Source organism: Frankia sp. CcI49 (assembly GCF_001983215.1).
GTDB classification, from domain to species: domain Bacteria; phylum Actinomycetota; class Actinomycetes; order Frankiales; family Frankiaceae; genus Parafrankia; species Parafrankia irregularis.
This window is the reverse complement of sequence record NZ_MOWP01000032.1, coordinates 103213-125022: the sequence shown is the minus strand read 5'-3', so window position 1 is coordinate 125022 and position 21810 is coordinate 103213. Positions and strand designations below refer to the sequence as shown.

Annotated in this window: 12 protein-coding genes; 9 read left to right on the top strand and 3 right to left on the bottom strand. The window is 68.3% G+C overall.

Annotated features, from left to right (window positions below; all coding sequences use genetic code 11):
• Positions 1-318: 318 nt before the first annotated feature.
• From CcI49_RS28980 to CcI49_RS28965, 4 genes are all read left to right on the top strand, one after another.
• On the top strand, positions 319-3540 hold the full coding sequence (locus CcI49_RS28980; RefSeq protein WP_076831494.1) for a hypothetical protein: 3222 nt from the start codon (positions 319-321) through the stop codon (positions 3538-3540).
• Positions 3541-4091: 551 nt separating this feature from the next.
• Positions 4092-4547, top strand: coding sequence for a hypothetical protein (locus CcI49_RS28975; RefSeq protein ID WP_076831490.1), 456 nt, complete (start codon positions 4092-4094; stop codon positions 4545-4547).
• Positions 4544-7429: an effector-associated domain EAD1-containing protein gene (locus CcI49_RS28970; protein ID WP_131831236.1), complete on the top strand. Its 2886-nt coding sequence runs from the start codon at positions 4544-4546 to the stop codon at positions 7427-7429. The genes CcI49_RS28975 and CcI49_RS28970 overlap by 4 nt, the downstream gene beginning before the upstream one ends.
• A 410-nt stretch (positions 7430-7839) precedes the next feature.
• Positions 7840-10062 (top strand): effector-associated domain EAD1-containing protein, encoded by a 2223-nt coding sequence (locus CcI49_RS28965; RefSeq protein WP_076831483.1) that lies wholly within the window; start codon positions 7840-7842, stop codon positions 10060-10062.
• A 404-nt stretch (positions 10063-10466) separates the two neighbouring features.
• Here the strand turns inward: CcI49_RS28965 and CcI49_RS28960 are convergent, their stop codons facing one another.
• Both CcI49_RS28960 and fxsT read right to left on the bottom strand, forming a co-directional pair.
• Entirely contained in the window at positions 10467-11255 is a 789-nt protein-coding gene (locus CcI49_RS28960; RefSeq protein WP_076831480.1) for a hypothetical protein, read from the bottom strand.
• A 727-nt stretch (positions 11256-11982) separates the two neighbouring features.
• Entirely contained in the window at positions 11983-14502 is a 2520-nt protein-coding gene (gene fxsT, locus CcI49_RS28955; RefSeq protein WP_131831234.1) for an FxSxx-COOH system tetratricopeptide repeat protein, read from the bottom strand.
• A gap of 227 nt (positions 14503-14729) precedes the next feature.
• On the opposite strand from fxsT, the gene CcI49_RS28950 reads away from it, so the two are divergent.
• The gene (locus tag CcI49_RS28950; protein ID WP_076831472.1) at positions 14730-15629 is read left to right on the top strand and encodes a helix-turn-helix transcriptional regulator; all 900 of its coding nucleotides are present in this window, start codon (positions 14730-14732) and stop codon (positions 15627-15629) included.
• Between the two features lie 113 nt (positions 15630-15742).
• On the opposite strand, the gene CcI49_RS28945 is transcribed toward CcI49_RS28950, so the two are convergent.
• The gene (locus tag CcI49_RS28945) at positions 15743-15943 is read right to left on the bottom strand and encodes a DUF397 domain-containing protein (RefSeq protein WP_076831468.1); all 201 of its coding nucleotides are present in this window, start codon (positions 15941-15943) and stop codon (positions 15743-15745) included.
• A 188-nt stretch (positions 15944-16131) separates the two neighbouring features.
• Between CcI49_RS28945 and CcI49_RS28940 the strand changes: the two genes are divergently transcribed.
• From CcI49_RS28940 to CcI49_RS28925, 4 genes are all read left to right on the top strand, one after another.
• On the top strand, positions 16132-17088 hold the full coding sequence (locus tag CcI49_RS28940) for a bacterial transcriptional activator domain-containing protein (RefSeq protein WP_076831465.1): 957 nt from the start codon (positions 16132-16134) through the stop codon (positions 17086-17088).
• Positions 17085-19433: a hypothetical protein gene (locus tag CcI49_RS28935; protein WP_076831462.1), complete on the top strand. Its 2349-nt coding sequence runs from the start codon at positions 17085-17087 to the stop codon at positions 19431-19433. The genes CcI49_RS28940 and CcI49_RS28935 overlap by 4 nt, the downstream gene beginning before the upstream one ends.
• A 104-nt stretch (positions 19434-19537) precedes the next feature.
• Positions 19538-20437 carry a hypothetical protein gene (locus CcI49_RS40930; protein ID WP_131831233.1) on the top strand — a complete coding sequence of 300 codons (900 nt, stop codon included), beginning with the start codon at positions 19538-19540 and terminating at the stop codon, positions 20435-20437.
• The gene (locus CcI49_RS28925) at positions 20434-21696 is read left to right on the top strand and encodes an OmpA family protein (RefSeq protein WP_076831455.1); all 1263 of its coding nucleotides are present in this window, start codon (positions 20434-20436) and stop codon (positions 21694-21696) included. Before CcI49_RS40930 ends, CcI49_RS28925 begins: the two co-directional genes overlap by 4 nt.
• The last annotated feature ends 114 nt before the right edge of the window (positions 21697-21810 follow it).

The following is a 21810-nucleotide window of genomic DNA, read 5'->3' as shown; positions in this document are numbered from 1 at the left end:
TCGGCGGAAGCCGGCGCGTACCAGGCCGGCCGGTCGCGGTGGCTGTGAAAAGCTGCATGGTGCTCGGCCTGAACACAGAGACCATGACGAATAGGCTTCCAACGGCCGTGGATCCGATCGTTTACCCAAGGGCCAGGTCAGGCACTCGATGCGATCCGCGTCGCGCTGCCGGGGCTACAAGGCCTCACGACATAACCCAGCCCAACTTACACGGAGTCACCATCCGTGTGCCATTTCGCCGGGCGTGGTCATGCCGGTGGCTACGCACAGACGAGAGCCCCCAGAGGCGGACTCCCGGTCGGCGCGTACTGTCGAGACGTGAGCGGCACGCCCGATGACGAACCTGTTCCGGGACTCCCGGGGAATGTTGCTGAACGTCTTCGCTCGGAGCTGGGTGAGCCTGCCGAGAAGATCGTCCGTTGTCTGCGCACGGCCGAGATACTGATCGGGCAAGCGATGGCCGACGACGGCAGTCTCCGATTGGCCGAGAGTGCGGCATACAACGTTCGAGAGGCACTGAACGCGGTAGTGGAGGACCGCGAGGACGCTGCTGATGGCGGACTCCCGGCGGTCATGGATGCGTGGCGACGGTTCAAAGTAGAGACGGCTCAACCCGACGCGGACACGACCGCGGCGCGTGAAGCGCTGGAGGAGGTACTGGCCAGGGCTGAAGCCGACGAGTCTCGTGCCTCCTACCACACCCGGAAACTACTGAGCTACCTGCGCGACCGGGCCGGTGTCAGCCCGGCGTCTCGTCGCGGTGATCCTTTGCAGGAGTACGGCGAGCTACGCAAAAAGGCGAATGGCGCCGTACACACACAGGTGGCGCTCGCCGAAGCCGAAGTTCTGCTCGCCCGGACGGTCGCCTGGTTCATCCGCGTGTTCACCCCACCCGACGAGGTGGTCAACGCGATCCGCTCACTGGCCGCGGAGCCGTGGCGAGGACAAGACCAGATCGCGGCGTTGGAACGCCTGGCCACTAACGACCACCATCTCCGGCTGTTTTTCAGCGAGCTTGCTGATCCCGCATGGCTTGAGCCCCTCCGTCTTGCCGACGGGGCACCGTTGCAGTCCCGTCCGACGCCGTGGCCAGTCGCAGCGCTTCTCGAAGGACTGGGCCGGACGTGGCCGCAGAAGGTAGCCGAGTTCTTGGGTCACGTGCTCACAGACACGACGAGGCTGCCAGTCGACGAACGGGCGGGTGCGCGGTTCGAGGTGTTGCGGGTAGCCGTTCAACTCGGGTCCGCCGGGCACGACGTGGTGGTAACGGTGGTCCGGCAGCACGGCGACCTGGCGGGTGTACGCGCGCTCAGCGTGGATGTCGCGGGAAAGGCTGATCCTGCCGACCGGATCGTCGAGCGTGTGGCCGACAGCGTGCTGAACGACATCGAACGATTCCGGGACGGCGACAACTATTACGCCACGACGCTGCTCGACCACCTGCAGGCTGGGATCACGGCGGGGAACGTGGAGGCGCGGGCGCGGATGCTGGCGGGGAAGACTCGACGCCGCAGCCGTGATCCTGAGTCCAAGTACGTCGTGATCGGTATCGAGTCGCTGACCGCCTATCCCGGGGACCATCCCGAACCTCTTGTGCTGCTGGCGCACCACCTGGTGCGGGTTCTGTCGAAGGCTCGCAGCTTCGATGTGCAGACCTCGGTGCAGCAGGGGTGGCTGGGGAATATGACGGGAGAGCTCGGCGAACGCATCCACTGCCAGGTCCTAGCGGGAGCGGACGATGTCGGCGTGGCGAAGAAGATCGCCCACATCGCCCGTCGGCTGAAGTCGCCGACGGCCACCGGCGACGACCTCGCGCTGGTGGCAGACATCCAGTCACGTAATCCGGACCCAGACGACCTCGCCAGTTGGATCAGCGTGCTCGGTACCCCCTCCACGTCTCCAGCCGACGGTGAGGATACGATCCCCGAGGACTGGTTCCGCGCTTGGCGCTGGGCGGCCATTCTTCCCGACCACGTACTGGCGGGCTGGCAGGAGCCCATCGGCTACGTGACCCGCCGCCACGGAAAGCTAAACACGGCCGATTTTAGCCGTGCCCGGACTGCAGGGGCAGCGTGGACTTTCGGACGATCTCCCTACACACCCGATCAGTTGGCGGCTTTGCCGACGCTTGAGGTCGCGGAACTCGTCGCTGCCTGGCAGCCAGACGCTAACGACCGCTTTTTCTCTCCTGGCCCCCTCGAGCTGGCTCGAGCCCTCCAGGTCGCCGTTAAGGGAGATCCGGCGAATTGGTGCGTCGATCCCGTGGCGGTCGTGACGAGACTTCGCGAGCCAATTTACATAGAGCATTATTTTCGCGCGCTGGTGGACACGGCGGCCGATATTATTCCGCAGGCTTCCATAGTGCTCGGGGCGGCTGGCTACGCGCGAACACTCCTCGACGGCCGAATCCCGATCGACGAGAGGCCATCTCACAGCGCTTCGAACCTGGTCGGGGTCCACGAAGCGATCCTCGATCTCGCAGCGGCTCTGGCCAATGCAGACGCAGAAATTTCCGCTAATCTAGACGATCTGTGGAAATGGACGACAGTCCTCCTGCGGGACACACCGGACTCAAGCGGCGAGCTGTTGCTCGAAGGGTACGACCCACTTGCCAGCGCGATGAACCGCCCCTGGGGGCATGCTCTAATGGCCATGCTGCCCCTGGCCGCGTGGGAATTTCGCCACCGGGGCGCGGTCCGACCCGAGTTCGAATGTGAACTCGGCGCCGTCATTCGGGTACCCGGCGCTATCGGGCTGGAGTTCCGGGCTGTTCTCGCCGCACACCGCCCTCTCCTCGAGAACATCGCCGGATCGTGGCTAGAAGCAAGCGCTTCCGCGCTGTTCCGCGACGGGGATCTAGCCCGTGAGACGTTCGACCTCACCATCCGGTGGGCGCGCCCCACGCCTTGGCTGTACCGGAGGTTCAATGCAGAGCTCTTCGACGCCGCTCTAAGAGGCATCAATAACGCCGTCAGGCAGATCGTGGTGGCAACCCTAAATGAAATGGACGGCTACGACCAGGACGAAGTCATTCACCAACTACGGAAGGTGCCGGCCGTCTTGGCCTCCGCAGCGGAAGACGTCGCGTTCAATGTGCAGAATGCGGAATCGGACTCGCCATTTCTCGTCCGTGCAGTCCGATTCTGGACCCGGCTCCTCGACCCTGGCCTGACCACCATTCCCGAGCAGGCGCTCCCCGGCCTCGGACGGTGGGCCTTTGTGACCAACGTTGACGACGACCAATGGGCCCACCTCACCGCTCGCACGCTCGCGACCACCAACGGACGTATCGACAACGCGATCTCCGTGGCCGACCGTGCGGCGACTGTCGGGCCAAGCCCGACGACCCGCGAGATCCTGCTACGGCTCCTCGACAGCGGCGAGCCCTGGGAACGTCACCACGCCGCGCAGAAAGCGATCGAGGTCCTCCGGGCCTCCGCCCTCCTTCCGATCGACGATGGCTTCCACCGGCTACGAATCCGACTGATCGACCTCGGCTATCACGAAGCCAGCGATATCACTCTAGGTAGCCAGGAATAGCGAAATTGCGGTCTCGGGTGCGAGCCTGTTGCGCGAACGGTGGTTCCGGCCCGACACGCGGGCCTGGGGTCCGGCGGAATGGGTACCCCGAGTGATGGCGGTGGGTGACGTGACCCCTCGGAAAAAAGATCGTGAGCGCCGGAGCAAGCGGCTGCGGCGGCGATGATCGCGGATGCGTAGAGCTGCCTCGCCGAGGCCAGCCGATTCGTGCCCGTGGGCCTCGTTCGCCGACCTAACGCGCGGGACAGGAGAGATCTGGCGCTCGCGCGCACAGCCTCGACACCCCCGCAGCGCAACCGGATGAGATCGCCTGTTGGCCGTGGTGATAGGTGATAAATGCGTAGGGTTGAGGCGTCGTGATCGGTGTCGTCTGGCCGAGGAGTGTGACGATCGATGGTTCGCCGCTTCCAGACGGCCGGGCCGTGCCTGCGCCAGCTCGATTACATGGTCCCAGCGGTGTCACGATTGCCAGACGTTCCCGACCACGGCGAACACACCCAGTTCGGCACCGCGCTCACCCCCACCGGCCGCACGATCACGGTCCTGCGGGCGTGATCCGGCGCGGCGCAGCCCCGAAGGGCTGGCGCACTGACCTGTCCACGTCGACGGACGGAACCCCCACCGACCCGACCGGCGGCATCGCGGTATGCGTCGCCGACCTCGTCGCCCACGCCATCGACCACCTGACCGCCCACGGCCACACCTGCGCCGAGCTCACCAAGGACGGCCCTCAAAGGGGCGGTGAGATCTACGTCGGTACCGAGCGCCGTTTCAAGGCCCTCGATTGCCAGAACCTCGCCATCATCGCCGTCAGCGACGGCATCATCCCCAGAGCCGCAATCCACCGCCACGCCACCGACGACCCCACCCGCTACATCCACGAACTCCGCAAATCCTGCTCCCTCCTCTTTGTAGCCGCTGCCCGAGTCCGCGACACGTTTACCATCACCTCGTACGGCCTCCGCAGCCCTCTACTGCTACCTCCCCGGGCACGGGGCGCCGGATGAGCGATGGGAGTCAGGTACCGGAACAGCGCGACCGAATCGGCCCACCGGCCGGCGCCGTGATTTCCAAGAAAGACCGCGACGCGATCCTAAATCTGTGTGCTGAGCGGTACGGCGAGCCCGTCGGCGCGAATTGGTTTCTCGACGCGCTTGATGTGCCTGCCGGGCGCCGCCCATCCTGGGAGTCGGCGACCTCCATAATCTGGTGGAACCAGATGCTCGCCAAACTTGAGTTCGGAATTATCGTCGATCCACATCGGAAACTCATCGCAAAGATGCGCGATGAGTTTCCCGGAGATCCGACCGTTGGACGACTCGCTGACACCTATCTCTCGGGCGAAAGCAGGCACGAAGCGATTCCTCTCGGCGGAAGAAACTTCGTCGCGGACGCGATACTGAAGGACACGCTTGTCGCGCACGGACTTACTGAAAAGGTGGCCGAGGCGACGAAGCTGATGGCGAGTGATCCCGAGCGGGCCGCAGAACTATTCGCCTCGATTGCCGCGCAACTGGATCTTTCCTCATTTCACCTACACGCGGACGGATTCCGAAGCCGCCAGGCATCGACGCTGCAAGCTGCAGGCCGCTCCAACGACGCGGCCGTGGTGAGGATCGCGCTCGGTTGGCGGCTCCTCCAACGGTGTGACCAGTGGGGCACCATGTCGGAGGCGGCAGACCTAGCAAAGATCGAGAGTCAACTTGACGAGCCGATAAGAAGATCCGCGATCGCGCTGGCTAAGGCAGTTGAGTTCGGCCGCGAGCGCGATACGACTCTCGATGCTGTGGCGATGGCCTTCGACGATCTGCACTCCGGTGATCAAGGCGAGTTCGAGGCCGCGCTTCTGCTCGCCGAACGCGCCGTGGCCTGGCGACGGCTGGACATCGTCCGGGCTCGCGCCGGCCGCCTTCGGCGACTCGCCGAGGATGCGCCAGATTCCGGAAACACGGCGGAGGCCGTCGTTCGCCTACTGATGTGCCTCGCTGATGCTTCGGGAGAATGGCCGAAATTGGCGAGAAAGGCCAAACGCGAGTACGCGAAGCCGATTCGGGCCTGGGTGCTGGCAAGGCATGCCCGCTACTTGGCCCTGTCGGAGCAGCCAGACCACGCCGTCGAGCGCTGGGAGGAAGCGGCCAGTCTGGCCGCGAAGAAGAAGCTCAACAGTGACGCGGCTGACTGGCTGTATGCCGCCCGCACCGTGCTCGCGCTCTATGGCCGATCCTTCGGGAGCAATGGTGACCCGAACGAGTACCACCGCGTCGCCCAGGCGGCACGAGTGCGGGGCGATCGGTCGGTGCTGCGACGGCCATTCCCGATGCGCGAGCGGGTTCTCGACCGAATGGTCAGCGGCAAATGGCACGATGCTTTCGAGGCCCTTCACCAGTTGCTCTGGCACTCGACTGTGATCGGCGACTGGAACGGCGAGCTTACTGCCCACGAGAACTTTGGGCGACTGTTCGAGGAAGCCGGCGATCCGCTTCTGGCCTCCGAGCACTATTTGAAGAGCAACTCGCGTAAGGAACTCAAAAAGATCAGGAGCAGGTTCAAAGAAGCCGCGATCGTGCTGCCCACCATCCTGCTCGATGGCGCGCCCTGGGAGGCAGAGGAAGCTTACAACCTCGTCGCCCGGCTCGCCGACAGGATCACCGACGACAACGGGAAGGAATGGCTCGCACTGGCATTGACAGAGCTCAAGGACCCGCTCCTCCCCAAGACGTCAGTACTCGCACGGGACCGGTACCTTGCGGCCTTCCGGGCCACCGCCAACCTCGCGGGGTTGGCAGACGAGACTCAGACGCACCAGATCCTTGATCACACGAAGGTACTTATCCCAAGAGAGCCAGGGGCCTACCGCCGCACCGACGAGGACCAGGTCGACCTGCTCCTCACGCTGGCCCGCCGGAGCGGAGAAACTGGCGACGAGGCATTCGAGCAACTCTGCGCGGGCCTCGTCCTCAATGCCCAGCTGGGCCACAGGTTCCTGAGCCACGGCGGACCGCTCCTGCGAAGCCGAGTCCGCGACGTGGAACGACATCTGTCAGACCAAGCGCGCGCCGGCAACGTTCAGGCAGCGCTTGCCCTGGTAGTCGCTGATGCCGACACAACCCCTGCCGCCGACCTGGCCTGGACGATGTATCACAAGGCGGTTCACTCGGGAGGCGTAGCTGGCGGCACCGAACTGGATCCTCAAGGGGTAGCCCTCCTCGTCACGACACTTGGCGAGGCCGAGACGGAGGCATTCGCCGCGGCGATGCTCACCCTGGCCCGCGACCCACAGCAGTCCGCGACAGACCGGGAAACCGCACTGCAGGCAGTGATGACCATCGCCCGCAGCCTCCCGGACGAGGCGCGAACCTCGGCGTTCCACACCGTCGCAGCGCTAGCAGCCGGCCGGTACGACCCCAGCACCTCCGACTGGAACCCGCACGGCAAGGACGACCTACTAGCGCGGATACGGATCAAACTCGGCGACAGCTCGCTGATCGCCCCTGCTGCCCTGTGGGCCGCCGCGGCACTCGCGACAAGCGACGCTGACTACGAGACAGTTCAGCAGCTGGCGGACACTTTGCTTGCTGGCGTCGATGACAGCTCGGCCGACACCATCGGCAAAGCCCTCGCCCAGATCCCGTTCGAACAGTTCCACATCGGACCAGGACCTGGCACAGGCCACCCATCGGCCGGCATTCGGGCGATCGCCGCGATCAAGTGGGCACGAAGCGACCACCGCGACCCAGCGGTCGGCGCTAGATTCGCAAAAGACAAGAACGGCTCCGTCCGGCTTTCGTTGGCGCAGGCGCTGCGGAACAACCCACACCCCGAGGTCGAAGCAATCCTGAGCAACGACGTACGCCGAACAGTACGCACCGCTGCGCACAGGAGTTCCTGAACTCACCCGATCGACAGGGGGAATCGGGCGGCCACCGTCACGCCGGCGCCTCCGAGGTACTCCAAGCATCCCCAACCCGCAGGCCGCTGGTCACGAAGGCGCGGTCGATCTTTAGCCGGCGGGCTCGAGTCCAATGCCGATGCACGTAGGAATCTTCGCTGGATTGTACTGGGCGATCTTGATGAAGCCGTGCGGCTTCGGGGCTTGGCAGGCATACTCTGCGGCCAGGTTGCCGACGTAGGGCCGTCCGAGTCCTCAGGTCCGTGGCGGCCTGCTCGATTTCGGCATGTTGTCGCGAATGCGGGCCTTACACCCCGTGACGGGTCTCCACGTCCAGTCCGCGAAACTGGGAGGATGCCCGGAGCGTGGCGGACCGGGCCGTTCACGTGGGCTCGTGCCGGGGGTGATCGGTGGCCGAAGGCCTGTCCGACGACGAGATTGACGCGCTGGCCGGGGCGTTTTTTGAGCCGGTGGCGGCACGGCACCTGCTCGAATCCGCCGGGCTCGACCGGGCGGACCATCCGGGCTGGGAAACAGCCCGGATTTTCTGGGGCGAGGTGTCCCGGCTGCTGGGCTCCGGCGCCGTGCCCGACGGCCGACGGCGACTACTGGCCGAGGCTGCCGCAGCCTACCCGGCAAACGAGGTCTTCGCGGCGACCGGCGCCACCGATGATCCCGCACGACGTCGGCCCGGCGGGGAGGGCCGTGGCTGGCCGGTCCGCGGACTGGCCGACCCCTTCGCGCTGGGGGTGCACCCAGCGATCGACGCCGGGGCGGCCGCCGCGGGTCTGCCTCCGCTGCCCGCTTACATTGTCCGGAAGCACGATGCAGAACTTCGGAAGCTCGTTGCCCGCGCGGCCGGTGGGGCCAGCGTCATAGCGGTGCTGGTGGGCGAGTCGTCAACGGGCAAGACGAGGGCCTGCTGGGAGGCCGTGCAAACTCTGCCCGAGGGATGGCGGCTGTGGCACCCGATCAGCCCCGAGATGGCCAGAGACAGGTTGACGCTCATCGGAGCGCGCACTGTGGTCTGGCTGGACGAGACCCAGCACTACTTGCGTGCCGGCCCGGAAGAGCTTGGCGAGCAGGTCGCCGCCGGGCTCCGCGAGCTGCTGGGCGATCCGGACCGCGGCCCGGTACTGGTCCTGGGCACGATCTGGCCCGAATACTGGGCGGCCTTGACTCATCCTCCACGGCCGGGCCAGGCGGACCCGCATGCTCAGGCCCGAAATTTTCTTGCCGGCAAGCATCTCACCGTGCCGACCAGGTTCACCGCGCAGGAAATCGCTGCCTTGCAGGCTACGGCCGGCAGCGACCCGCGGTTGGCCGACGCGCAAGTCCACGCGGCTGACGGCCAGATCACCCAGTATCTTGCCAGCGCACCCGAGCTGCTTGCCCGTTACGACACCGCCCCACCGGCAGCGCGGGCGGTGATCGAGGCAGCGATGGACGCCCGCCGCCTCGGCCATGGCCCGGACCTGCCCCGCGCCCTGCTCGAGAACGCCGCACCCGGCTACCTCACCGACCAGCAGAGGGATGCCCTTGACAACGACTGGTTCGACCAGGCCCTCGGCTACACCGCCGTGCCCTGCCATGGTGCCCGGGGCCCACTGACCCCGATCCGCCCTCGCTCCGGGCAGCCGGTTCCAGCACAGCCCTGTTACCGGCTCGTCGACTACCTCGAACAACACGCCCGCGGCTTGCGTCGGACCCTTCCGGCCGCCGCCACCCTCTGGGATGCCCTGGCTGCGCACGCCACGCCGAACGACGCGGCCAGGTTCGCGGCGAGCGCCGAGAGGCGATTCCTCTACCGACATGCGGTCCTCTTCTTCCGGCGAGCCGCGGAGCCCCTACTCCAGCTAGCCGCTGATCCTGGAGACCAGTCCGATCTGGACTTGCTGCTGCTGATCGACCTGTACAGACCTGCCGTGAACAACCTGATCAGGCTGCTTACCTGGCGCGGGGACGTGGACGGGCTCCGGGCGCTCGCCGGCGCCAACGCCTGGTCAGCAAGCTGGTCAGCAAAAGGCGCGCTGGCCCGTCTGCTGGCCGAACGTGAAAACGTTGACGGTCTGCGGTTCCGCGCCCACCCCGGCGACGTAGAAGCCGCCTTCTGGCAGGACGAATTGCGGGCCGAAGGAGAGATGGCCGACACCGACACGCTGATCTACTGGGCGGGCAAGGCGTTAGCGCAGAATATGGTGAACAAGCTGCGGGGCCCTGCCGACGCGGGTGACCGGGATGCTGCCGAGCAGCTGGCGCACTATCTTGCCGAGCTTGGGGACGTCGATGGCCTTCGGGCCCGCGCCGACACCGGCGACGGAGCAGCGGCCCGTCAGCTGGCCAGCATCCTCGCCGAGCGCGGCCAATTGCCGGAAGCCGAACACCTCCTGCGGGTCCTCGCCGACACCGGCGACGACATTGCCGAGTTCCGGCTGGCCAACCTGCTTACTGAGCACGGAAGGCTCACGGAAGCCGAACAGATCGTGCGAGGCCTCGTCAACGCCGGCGATCTGTACGCCCACGGCCAGCTCATCAAGCTGCTTGACAAGCAAGGACGCAGGTCCGAGGCGGAACGGCTATGGCGGTTGGGTCTCAACCCGGACGGTTCCATCGCCTCGGGCCTTGCCGGCTGACCGGCACGAGGCTGCCTCCGCTGTCGACGCGTTATGCGTTCGCCGCCCGGATCGGTAGATCCGGCTCCACACTGATCGCCGACGAAACCGCCGCGCCCGGACGCCCGTGGCGCCTCAGCATTCAGCGAACGTCCTCTTGACGCACACGGTCAGCTGCAACGCTGGCTCTGTAATGATGTGGCCCCGGCTCGCCCCCACAGGGGCGCCGGTTCTCTGGAGATTGCGACGTTTGACCGGCCCAGGCGAATCTCGCCAATACCCGACTGGCTGGTGTCGAGCTGACTCGTGTCGTGCTACGTGGAGCGAATCCGACATGCACCGCCCTTTTCGAGGCGAATCTCATCGCCGCCGATTGGTTGACCGTAAACCGAGGTCTCCTTCGGGACTGCCGCCGCGGGCAGCCTCTATGTGGGCGCGGCCTCGCCTTGGCTATCGAGCGCGACCCGGGTGTTACTACGAAGTTCAGCGACAAGGCCGCGGGCGGTTTCTGCGCCTATGTGAAGTCGCTTGCGTAGCGTCTCTGCAGAAATGGGGCGCTGGTGGTGTTGCCAGTGGAGGACGTCCTCAGCGCGGGCTCTGTGGAGAAGATCCTGCTGGCGGGCCTCCCGTTTTGTCTGACGCGATGCAGCGTCTGTCGCCTTCCGCCGGCCTTGGGTGGTGCTTCGGTCCGGGGCCGCCGCCATCTGCGGCTGGTCGGACCCTTCTACCCTGCTCCCTGGGTGAAACGCCGGGAACCGGGAAGTGCTCTGGATGGCTTGAAGGAGGCCGGGGCCGACCTCCGCCCACCCGATAAGGAGGAGTGGGCCCACAGCATCGAAGGCTGCCCTGCCGTAGCGGCCGGAGATGAGGGGTTCGGCGATGTTCAGAGCGAGGGTCACGGCGCTGGCGAAGATCAGTAGGCGTCGTGCCGTGCGGATGACGTCGGTGGGGCCGCCGTGCAGGGTGAGGTGGCGTGTGCCGATGAGGAGTCCGACGACGGAGAGGTCGACGGCGGGTGCCACGAGGATCGCGACGTAGGTCGGGACGCCCAGGCGGATACCGAGTGTGGCGACGTTGCCGAGCCCGAAGAGGAAGGTCAGCCCGACCACGGTTCCCGCGATCACAGTCACCAAGCGGGCGGTGCCGTTCGGACCCGCCAGGTCTACGGAACGTGTGTTCGATGTGGCGGGCGAAGTTGCTGGCCGGGTGCTCACTGGGCATCATCCCTGGCCAGGAGCCTCGTGGAGACCGGTCGGATCGCGATCTCCGGACCATGTACCAAGATCAGGCGGTTCTTATTGTGGTGCGTCAGGTCCACCACGATGCGTAACAATGCCCTGACCTGGGTAAATAGGTATTTTCTATGAGATCCGATGGTTGATCGAATGGAAGATGTCCAGGTCGGGGCATTGATCGTTTGGTTCGATCCCCAAGCGCGCCCATGTGTGTCCATTACCGAGCGTAGTGTCTGGCATTGGTCAATCAGTGCGCTGCTGACCTGACTAAGTGATCGCCCACCCGTGATCTTGATGGCCAAGGGTGAGTCGTTGCCCGGACTTCTCACGCCGCCCTGCCCTGGCCGACATCGGCGCCGTGCGGATCCCTCCCGAGGCTCCCCACCGGTCGCGGTGACGTGGCACGGCTGGTCGCTTACCTCGACGGGGCGGAAGTCGGCCTCCTCGAATTTGGCGGTCGCGCCCCACGGATCAAGATCTGATATCCCGATGAGGTCTGGCGCCATGGCGGCGGCCGGCTTCCGGCCCGACGCGATGCCGGTGCTCTCGTTCGAGGTCATGGTGGACGGGCGGGGGCGGCCGTTCACTGTGCCGGACCGTCTGCCCGGCTCCCGGTCTCGCGAGCGTTGGCACGGTCCGCCTGCCGGCCCGTCTGAACTGGTCCGACCCGCGACGGGATTGGTGATCAGTTGCTGATGAGTGATGTTCAGTTGTTCTGGATCTCCTTCAGGTCGTCGGAATCCGGAAAAACCCGGCGGATCTCGTCTCGGTGACGGTTGATCCAGTGATCGTCCGGAGATATCGACGCGCGGGCCTCTCCTGGCCCGTGCAGGGCTCGGGCAAGGGTCGTCCGGCTGAGGTCCGGCTCGCCCGCGGCGACGAGGTCGAGCGCGAGGTGAAGGCCGCTGAACAGCGTCACCGGATGCGCGTATCCGAGCTCTTCGAGTGCCGCGTCGAAGGCGTTTCCATGCAGGTCGCGCGCGGCCGTGTGGTCGCCGGTGCCGCGCAGCGCGATCCCGAGGACGGCGGCCGTCCTCAGGGTGTCGGGGTGGCGGTCGCCCAGGACCCGTCGGCGACGGGTGAGGGTGTCCTGGAGCAGGTCGCGCGCGAGGGCGTGGTCACCGGTCGAGGTCAGCAGGTACCCCATGCTGTGCGCGGACAGCAACGTGTCGCGATGATCGCCACCGAGCAGCCGGCGTTGCTGGGCAAGGGTCTCCTCGTGGTGGCGTCGAGCGGCGGCGTGGTCGCCAATCTCGCCGAGTGTGTACGCCAGGATCCAGGCGGTCCGAAGCGTGTCGGGGTGGTGCCCGCCGAGCGTCTCGCGCTGTCTGGCCAGAGTGTCCCGCAGGAGGTCGCGGGCCGCGGCGTGCTCGTCGAACCCGTCGCCCAGGATCGCGCCGAGAATGTGCGCCGCGGCGAGGGTGTCCGGGTTGTCCGGGCCCAGCCGCCGCTGCCAACGGTGCCGCGCCCGTTGGGCGAGGTCACGCCCGCGCTGGTATTGCGCCGAGACGAACAGGTAGGAGGCGGTCCGGAGGAGGAGCGCACGGAAGGGCCCGACCTCCGCGCCGGCGAGCTGGCCGGTCTGGTCCAGGTGCGCGGCCAGTGCTTGGACGTGCGGTTCGAGCGCGGCGTAGGCGGGCCAGCTGCGGGCGTCGGAGACGTCGAGCTCCGCGACGTCCGCGCTGGCCAGCAGATGCTGGGCGCCACGCAGGGAGTCGGCTCGGGCCGGTGCGGACCGGGCTGACCGCAGGAGCGCCTGGACGAGCGGGTGGATCCGCAGGGACGTCCCGGTCCGCCGGGCGAGGCCGAGGCGGGTGACGTGACGGATGAACGCGGCCGTCCCCGACGCCCCGGCGACCTGGATTCCATAGCGGTCTGGCCCGAGGCAGGCGTCCGCGGGGGTCAGCGGTAGCGGTTCCGCTGCCAGGAACGCCATCTCGTCGAGTGTCCGCGCGGCGTCCGGATTGGCCCGCAGTAGCCTTTGCCGGCTCGCGGCGACGACCGCGACCAGGCCGGGATGGCGGTCGACGGTGGGATCGGACAGGCCGGCGGCGGCCGGCTGGTCATCCAGAACACGCAGGTAGTCATCCGGGTGCAGACCGGTTTCCGCGAGGAAGCAGCCGGCCTGCTCGAGCGCGAGCGGCAGGTCGCCGAGCGCGGCGGCGACGCGGTCGGCGTCGCGGGACGCGACCGACGGGCAATGCCGTGCCAGGAGCAGAACGGACTCGGGCCGGGCGAACTCCCGGACCTCGATCAGGGCCGGCGCGATCTGGGCGATCGCCGCGTTCCTGGTGGTCACGAGGACGCGGCCGCTGTCCGGTGGTGTCAGCGCCGCAAGGTGGCCGGGCTCGCCGACGCCATCGTAGATCATGATCCAGTCGGTGCGCCGACCGAGGACGCCCCACAACTGGTGGATCACTAGTCGCCGTGGCCCGGCCACGGGCAGCCGTAATGCGGCGGCCAGCTCGAGCAGGCAGGTCTCGGCACGGGATGGGCTGCCAGCGTCGACGAACCAGACCACCTGGAACCCGCCGCCGTGGCGGTGGACGTACTCGCAGGCGAGCTGGGTTTTGCCGACACCCCCCATCCCGACCAGTGGCACGATGGCGGAGCCGTGGCCGGCCTCGCCACCCGTCGGAGGACGTAGCAGGTGTTGGAGGCGGTGGAGTAGGTCGCCGCGGCCGACGAAGAACGGATTGCGCCGCGGCAGGTTCCAGACGGGCGGCCGCGATGTCGGTTGATCGGTCATGGTCGTCTCGGTGGCTGCCGGCCAGCGGGCCGTGCCGGACGGGAACGCTGGCCGGCTCGTCGGACCCGGCGTACCGGCGGCGCGGCGCACGCCGCTGAGTAGTCGCCGGGCTGCGGTGTCCTCGTCGAGCCCGGCGAGGTCGATATGCACGAGACTGGCGTACAGCGGCGGGATGACGCACTCCTCCACGCGTACGGGGAGGATGCCGCCGGTCCGGCCGGTGACGGACGCCGTGAAGGCGGCCCGATGCTCGGCCTGGGCGTAGGGGTGGGAGAAGTAGGCCTCGGAGTAGAGCGCGACCACGTGGTCCGCCCGCTGGAGCGCCTGTTGCATGGCGGCGACGAAGTCCTGGCCGGCGGTCCACTCCCAGGCGCCCAGTTCGACGGTGTAGCCGGCGTGCGTCAGCTGGTAGCTGATCCACTCGGCCCACTGCTGGTCATCCGCCGCGTGGGACACGAAGAGGATCGGCTGCGGCATCACGACCCGCCTCTGATTGGCTTTGAATCAAATTGGGTCACATTGCGACCTCGCCATGGGTGGGAGGATGGGGATGTAGCCCCACATCATAGGGCGAAACTGGTAACTCAAACGAACCCTCGCTTGACAGGCGAGGTGGTGGCCAACTCTAATCTGTCGCATGGTTCTGCGTAACAGGTACGCTTCATGCATCAGAGTCAATCAGATTCTCAAGATCAGGCTTGGGCATGGGTGTAGCTGGCTGGGGCGAGACACGGGTCAACGGGCAGCGGCTGGCGGTGGAGCTGCGGCGGCTTCGTGACCTTGCCGGGCTCTCGGGGCGGGAGCTGGCGCAGCGTATCGGAGTCAGTCAGTCCAAGGTTTCTCGGATCGAGTCGGGCTCCGCCATCCCGACATCGGGCGAGGTCGGAGCGTGGGCCGACGCTGTCTCGGCGCCCGCCGGGACGCGGGAGCTTCTGCGTGAACTGACCGAACAGGCCCTGACAGAGGTGTACGCCTGGAAGGAGGCGCTACGTGACCGGACGCATCTGCAGGATGACATCCAGCAGCGCGAACGCGAGGCGCGCAGGATTTGCGGCTTCCAGCCGACGCTGGTGCCTGGCCTGCTCCAGACAGCCGAGTACGCGAGGCGTGTCTTTACGATGTTCCATCCGCCGTACGCGGAACGCGACATCCCGGCGGTCGTGGCGGGCCGCCTGGACCGGCAGCTTGCTCTGTACGAAGAGGGCCGCGAGTTCAGCTTTCTGCTGACCGAGGCCGCGTTGCGGTGGCGGCCGGGGCCGCCGCGCGTACTCCGCGCGCAGCTCGACCGCATCGGCTCGGTCAGCACGCTGGAGAACGTCTCCGTCGGGGTGATCCCGCACGAGGTGGAAGCGCTCACCAGCGTCCCGCACGGTTTCGTCATCCTCGGGGGGGATGACGAGAGCGACGCGGCGACCGGAGGAGCGGACGGTGAACAGGAGGTGAGAGTAATTGTGGAAACGATCCACGCCAGCCTGACCGTACGTGGCGAGCATGTCGCCGTGTACCGCCACCAGTGGTCCCTGCTGGAGCAGATGGCCATATTCGGCGACGAGGCCCGGTCGTTTCTCGCCGGGCTTGCGGCCGACCTCGACAGAACTCGCTGACTGCCGGGCGGACACGCCGCACCCGCCCAGTGACCATGCGAGCCGGCCTGGTCCAGGCAGCAGCGCCTGTGTCTGGGAGTGGCCGGTGCCGGCCGCTCCCAGACACCGCCCGCTCAGCGCCCGTCGAGCCCGCCGCTCTTCACGCCCTGCTCGAACTCGTCCCACTCCGACCGGCTGACGGCCACGACCACTTCCGGCATCCGCGACCCGCGGATCAGGACGATGCTCTCGCCGCGGGCAACCTCGACGCAGCCCGCACCGCCGTCGCAGGCGGTCATGAACTTGATCGCGCCGTCCTCGTTGTTGAATTCCACTGTGTATTCCTTTCTCTCTTTCCCGGCCGACGCCCTGGCGTCTTGAAATCAGGATCTCAGTGGCTCCCCAGGCATGTCGATTGGTCGCGGGCGGAGCTTTCATCAGTTCATCAGAGATTGTTTGCAGGTGCTTTACATGTCGACCAGAGGCTGCTTTGACGCGCCAATCGGAAGGTGATGTGAGAACAGTGGAGTTCGAACTCCTCGATGGCGTCAGGATTTCTGGCGGCGAGCCGGGTGCCCGGCTGGCCGCCCAGTCACAGGCGTTTCTGGCCGCCCTGTGCCTGGCCGACGGGCATCGGCTGACCAAGGCGGCGCTCGCCGAGTGGATCTGGGACAAGATCCCGGCGGCGGCTGACTACAGCTCGATGCTCGACACGCTCGCGCTGACGGTCAGGAACGCGCTGCGCAGCGAGCTCCGGGTGCCGGGCACCCTGGACACCACGGGCACCGCGGTCACCGACCCGCTGCCGAAGGAACGGGGCGAGGGCGGCTACTACCGGCTGGCGGTGGAACCGGTGGAAGTCGACGTCCTGCGTTTCCGGAACCTCGCGGACCAGGCCCGCGCCGCCGCCGGCCGGGATGCCGCCGAGGCCGCCAACCACTACCGCAGCGCGCTCGACGTGTGGCCGGGCCGTGGCGAGACCCTGTTCGGTGGGATGCCGCTGGGCGGTCTCTCCGGGAAACGCGTGGAGCAGTACCAGCAGCGTCTCCGGCGCGAGCACCGGGACGTCCTCATCGACTACCTGGACCTCCAGCTCGCGCAGGACTGCGACGCCGACCTGGTCGGGCGGCTTGCCAGGCTCGCGCGGACGGAGGACGGCCGCGCCGACGCCGACGTCGTGCGGCTGCTGATGTGCGCGCACCACAAGTGCGGCGACCTCGCCAAGGCGTTGGCGGTCTACGAGAACATGGCTCCCCTCCTGCGTCCGGACGAGCGGGCGCGCCGTCTCCGCGATCTGTACGAGGGCCTCCGTCAGGTCGCCGCCGCCGAACGCGCGAATGGATCCGACGCGCCTGACCCGGCCCAGCCCGGTGGCGAGACCCGGCCGAAGGCCCGTGTCACCTTCGTCAACCACCAGCACGGCCCGGACGCCAGGAACTGGCAGGCAGAGACCATGAACTACTACGAGAACGGCTCGTGACCGAGAACGGCTCGCCCGCCGGTCCGACCGAGGAACCCGGGCCGGACGAGCCCGCCGCGTCGCCATTGCAACCCACGCCCGACGGCGGCGACGCCACTCCGGTGGGGCCGGACAGCCACCGGGAGGGGGAGCGGGAAGCGGCCGGGCCGGGCGAGGACCGGGGCCGTGGGGGCACCAGCGGCGACGCCGCCGCCGGGGACGCGGAAGACTCCCCGCTGCGCGACGACCAGACCGAGGACGGCGCGGTGGCCGGGCCGCAGGGAGAGGAGGGCCAGGAGGAGGCCCACAACGTCCGGCTCGCGGGCTTCCAGTGGCTGCTCGGCGACGGCAACCTGCCGGCCGGCGCCGGCAACCTGCTGACCGGCGACGGAAACCGGATCTTCCAGGCCGACACGATGACCGTCGTCCAGGGTGTGCGRCCCGGGCGGTCGCACCGGGGGACCTGGTCGACCGACGACCTGAGCGAGCTGCGGCGTTCCTACGCCCCCGGTGAGTCCCACCGCGCGCTCCTGAGCGGATTCGAGCGCCACCGGGTCCAGGTCCTGCTGGGCAGGGCCGGCTACGGGCGTACGACCACCGCCCTCGCCGCGGTCGCCGACTGGGCCGCGCCGTCGGGCGGGAACCTGGCCGACCTGGTCTACATCATGGACACGGACGATCTGAGCACGTCGATGGACGGCGGCGTCCTGCCGGCCGGCGCCGGCGCGGTCCTCGTCCTCGCTCCCGGGACACGGGCCCCGGGCGTCGCCTGGAAGAACGAGGTGACCGGGCGGCTGCCGCCGGAGGCGGTGCTCGTGGTCGTCGCGGACACGCCACCGGCCGCCACGTCGGCGCACAACACCGCCTACCTGGTCGAGTACGCCGTCCCGCGGCTGGCGGACGTCCTCGCGCAGCACCTGCGGACCCGTCTCGACGAGAGGGTGGTCGCGAGAATCCAGGCACTGCAGGCGGTGCGCGAGGAGCTGAAGCTGTGCCGGCGGCCGCGGGAGGTGGCGCGGCTGGCCATCGAGCTGGCGGATGGCTGGCACGACGGGCTCGAGCCGGAGACGGTGCTCAAGGCGCGGCATCCGACCGAGCTCCTGAACGACGCTGAGAAGGAACTCGCCGAGGGATCACGGTGGGAGCGGGCCTTCCTTGTCTCCGGGGCGATCTTCGACGGCCTCGCCGTCGGCCTGGTGACCCGGGAGGCGTCGCGTCTCGCCGCGGTCATGCCGCGCACCGGCGCGGCCGACGAGCGGGACTCCGTCTCCGCGCCGCCGACACCGATCAGCGACTGGTCGAAGTGCGTGCTGGTGGGCGCGCCGGAGGTGGGAACCAGCCTGGTGGCGCGGCTGGCTCATCCGAGCCTCATCCCGTTCGTCCTCGAGACGCTCTGGCAGAAGCACATTCCGCTGCGGGACCCGCTGCTGGCCTGGTTGAAGAGCACGGCGACGCATCCGGACATCCGGGTCCGGGTCAAGGCCGCGCAGGCCGTGGCCAAGCTGGCGACGTACGACTTCGACGTGATCAGGAACGAGGTGCTGCGCCCGTGGGCCGACGACGGGGGTGCCCGCTCCCGCCAGACGGCCGCGTGGGCGCTGGAGGCGCTCGCGCTGATCGACGACCGTCGGTACGCGGCCCGGGTGCGGGCGCTGGTCCGCGGCTGGTCCAGGGAGAACAACGTCCCGCGCCAGGCCACCGGCATCGTCGCCTACGGCACTTACCTCGGTTCCGAATACGCGGATGAGGCTCTCGCCTGCATGCGCCGGGCGGCCGGCGGCCGGGTGCGCCGGTCCGACGGCCGCCGGGACGGGGTCGAGCAGACGGAACGGGTGCTCGCGAAGATCGTCGAGCAGTCGATCGTGGACGTCTTCGTCGCCGGCGCGCGGGAGACGGTCGTGGCGGAGCTGGCCGAGTGGACCAGGATGCCGGTCTGGCGCTGCCGGCAGTGCGCCGGACGATGCCTGGTGCGGCTGGCCGGGCGCCGCGACCCGGGCTCCAGCTGGCCCATCCTGATGGAGCTCATCAAGGTCGAGCCGGAGCTGCGGATGGACGTCTTCGCGCTGTGGCGCAACGCGCTGGACGAGAACCCCGGGCCGACCGCGAAGGCCCTGCACCGGCTCATCGGCATGGCCGAGCGGGCCGATCAGGAAATGTCGACCTCCGCCGTCGGGAAGGACCCGGCGCCGCAGACGCCGGAGGCGGTCCAGTTCCGCGCGCTGACGCACGAGCTGTTGAGTGAACTCGCTTCCGGTGACACGCAGGTAGACCGGGACAGGCGGCGCCGGCTGAGGTTTCTCATCCATCTGTGGGAATTTCGCGACCAGCGGCAGATCACCATCATCCCGTCCATTCTTCGGGGCTGACGCCATGGCCGCGCGGCAACCGCGCGGACCGGGCGCGTGCCCCCCCGATTCCTCCTTTCCGCTCATGTGGCGGCCTTCTTGCTGTGAAAGGTGCGAGTGTCACGATGTCTCTGACGGATACAGATCCATCCCGGCCGCGGCGTCGGCCCGGGCCGCTGTCCCGGCTGTGGTCACGCTGGCGGGACCGCCGCGGCCGACTGGCCAGTCCCTACTCGACTGTTTCCGTGCCGCCGACCCGGTGGACCACGAACCACGAGGAGACCTTCTCGTTCGACACCCATTGCCGCGGCGACGCCTACGAATTCACCGTCGAGGTCGACCTGTGCTGGTGTGTGACCGGTAGCGGCACCGCGGAGGAGCTGCGCGGGCGGATCGACGCGCGGCACGGTGAGGTCATCGCCGGGATCAAAGCGGCGGCCCGGCCCGTCGGGCGCCGGTACGCGCCGTACCGCCCGGACGACGCCGAGCAGCCGATCGCCGACGCCATCCGCGAGGCTGTCGACAACACGCTCGCGGCGACGCCGGACGAGTACGGCGCCGTGGTGACCTGCACACCCCGCACGCGGGTCGACATGGACGCCGCTCTGCGCGAGCTGCAGCGCCCGCTGGTGACGGAGCAGGTCCGGCTGGAGGGCCGGTTCGACCTCAGCGCCCTGTGGGCGCGGCGGCTCGGGGAACTGCGGGTGGTCTGGCGCGACTTCGTCCGCGAGGGCCTGCCCGAGTGGGAGTCCCCGTACGCGGTCAGCCTCGCCCAGCAGCCGGAGCTGGCAGCGAAGGAGCTGTTCGCGATGCGCAAGGACCGGCGCGAGGAGGCCCAGGGGCTGGTCGACGTCGTCGCGGCGACCGCGGCCGGCCACGAGCGGCTGGACCTGCTGGAGTTCGCCGTCGCCAGCGACTCGGCGCTACGCAAGACCTACGACCTGCTGGGCATCCCGGTGCCCGACCCCGGCCCCGACTCGCTGTTCGGGGCGGGCGACGACTTCGGCCGGAGCACGGCGCCGTGACCCGCACCCGGGCCCCCTTCGGGCGGGCCGCCTCGCTCGTGCTGTGCGCCGCGCTGGGGCTCTCGGCCTGCTCGATGTTCCAGAGCACCGGCTCGGAGGGCCAGACGTCCGCCGCGGCGCCGGGCCAGCAGGCGTGCGACGCGTTGCTCGCCGTGCCGGCCGACACCGACACCGCCGACCTGGGCCTGGTCCAGCTCGTCGCGGACGGGTCCGCCTCCACCATCCCGCAGGCGGYCGGCCAGACCGCGGCGCAGCGGCCCGACTGGGCCGCCTTTCTGGCCGCCAAGGTGAGTCACGACCCGAAGACGCTGGTGTCGTTCGGTGTCTTCGGCGGCCGGTTGAACCCGCGCGGGAAGGTGGCCACACCGGGTGGGAGCGACAACTCCACCYGCGACGGCAACGACGCGAGGAAGTTCGCCGCCTGCCTGACCGCCAGGCTGCGGACCGCCTTCACAGCCGCTCCCGACGCGCCGGGGACAGACCCGTTGCGCGCGCTCGCCGACGCCGGCGAGCAGCTCGCAGGGAAGGGCGGGCAGCAGCGCATAGTCCTCGCGACCGACGGGCTGAGCAACATCGGCTGCAGTGATCTCAGAGCCGCCTCGATCGGGGACGGGTCGGTGATCGCGAAGATCGTGCAGTCGTGCGGCCCGGAGATCCCGGTGTTGCCGAAGGACGTCCACGTCGAGATCGTCGGTCTGGGCAGGCCGGCCGTCGGCTGGCCGGACATCTCGACCCCGAACCGGGAGTGGCTCGTCGGCCTCTGGACCGCGTTGTGCCAGAAGACCGGAGCMACCTGCGACGTCAGCTCCGGCACGCCGGACGCGAGCACCAGGGAGCTCTCCGCGCCCGCGCCGGACGACCCGCTGGTCCCGATGCCGGCGATAACCGTCAGGGGCACCAACCCGGTCGCGATAGTCGTGCCCGAACCGCTGCTGTTCGACTTCGGCTCGGCGACCCTCGCGCCACGGGCGCAGAGCTCGCTAGGCGAGGTCGTCACCATGCTCGCGAAGATGAACTACAAGCGGGTGGAGATTCAGGGCCACACGGATTCCCAAGGGCCGCCGGAAATCAACCAGGGGCTTTCCGAGCGGCGCGCGGAAGCGGTCAGGCAGGTGCTGACCGGCAGGGGAGCCCACGACACCAGCGCGGTGGGTCTCGGTGAACGGCAGCCGCGGTGCCCCGTGCAGATCGTCAACGGTGCCCCCGACCAGGCCGCCATGGCGTGCAACCGCCGCGTCGAGATCCTGGTCCATCTCTGATGGTCAGCCCGGTCGCGGCCCGCCGCCCCGCCCCAGGCCGTTGTGACGGCGGACAGAACCACATCGAGGAACGATGAGCCAGAACAATCCCGCCGGCCAGGACGGCGGTGCACT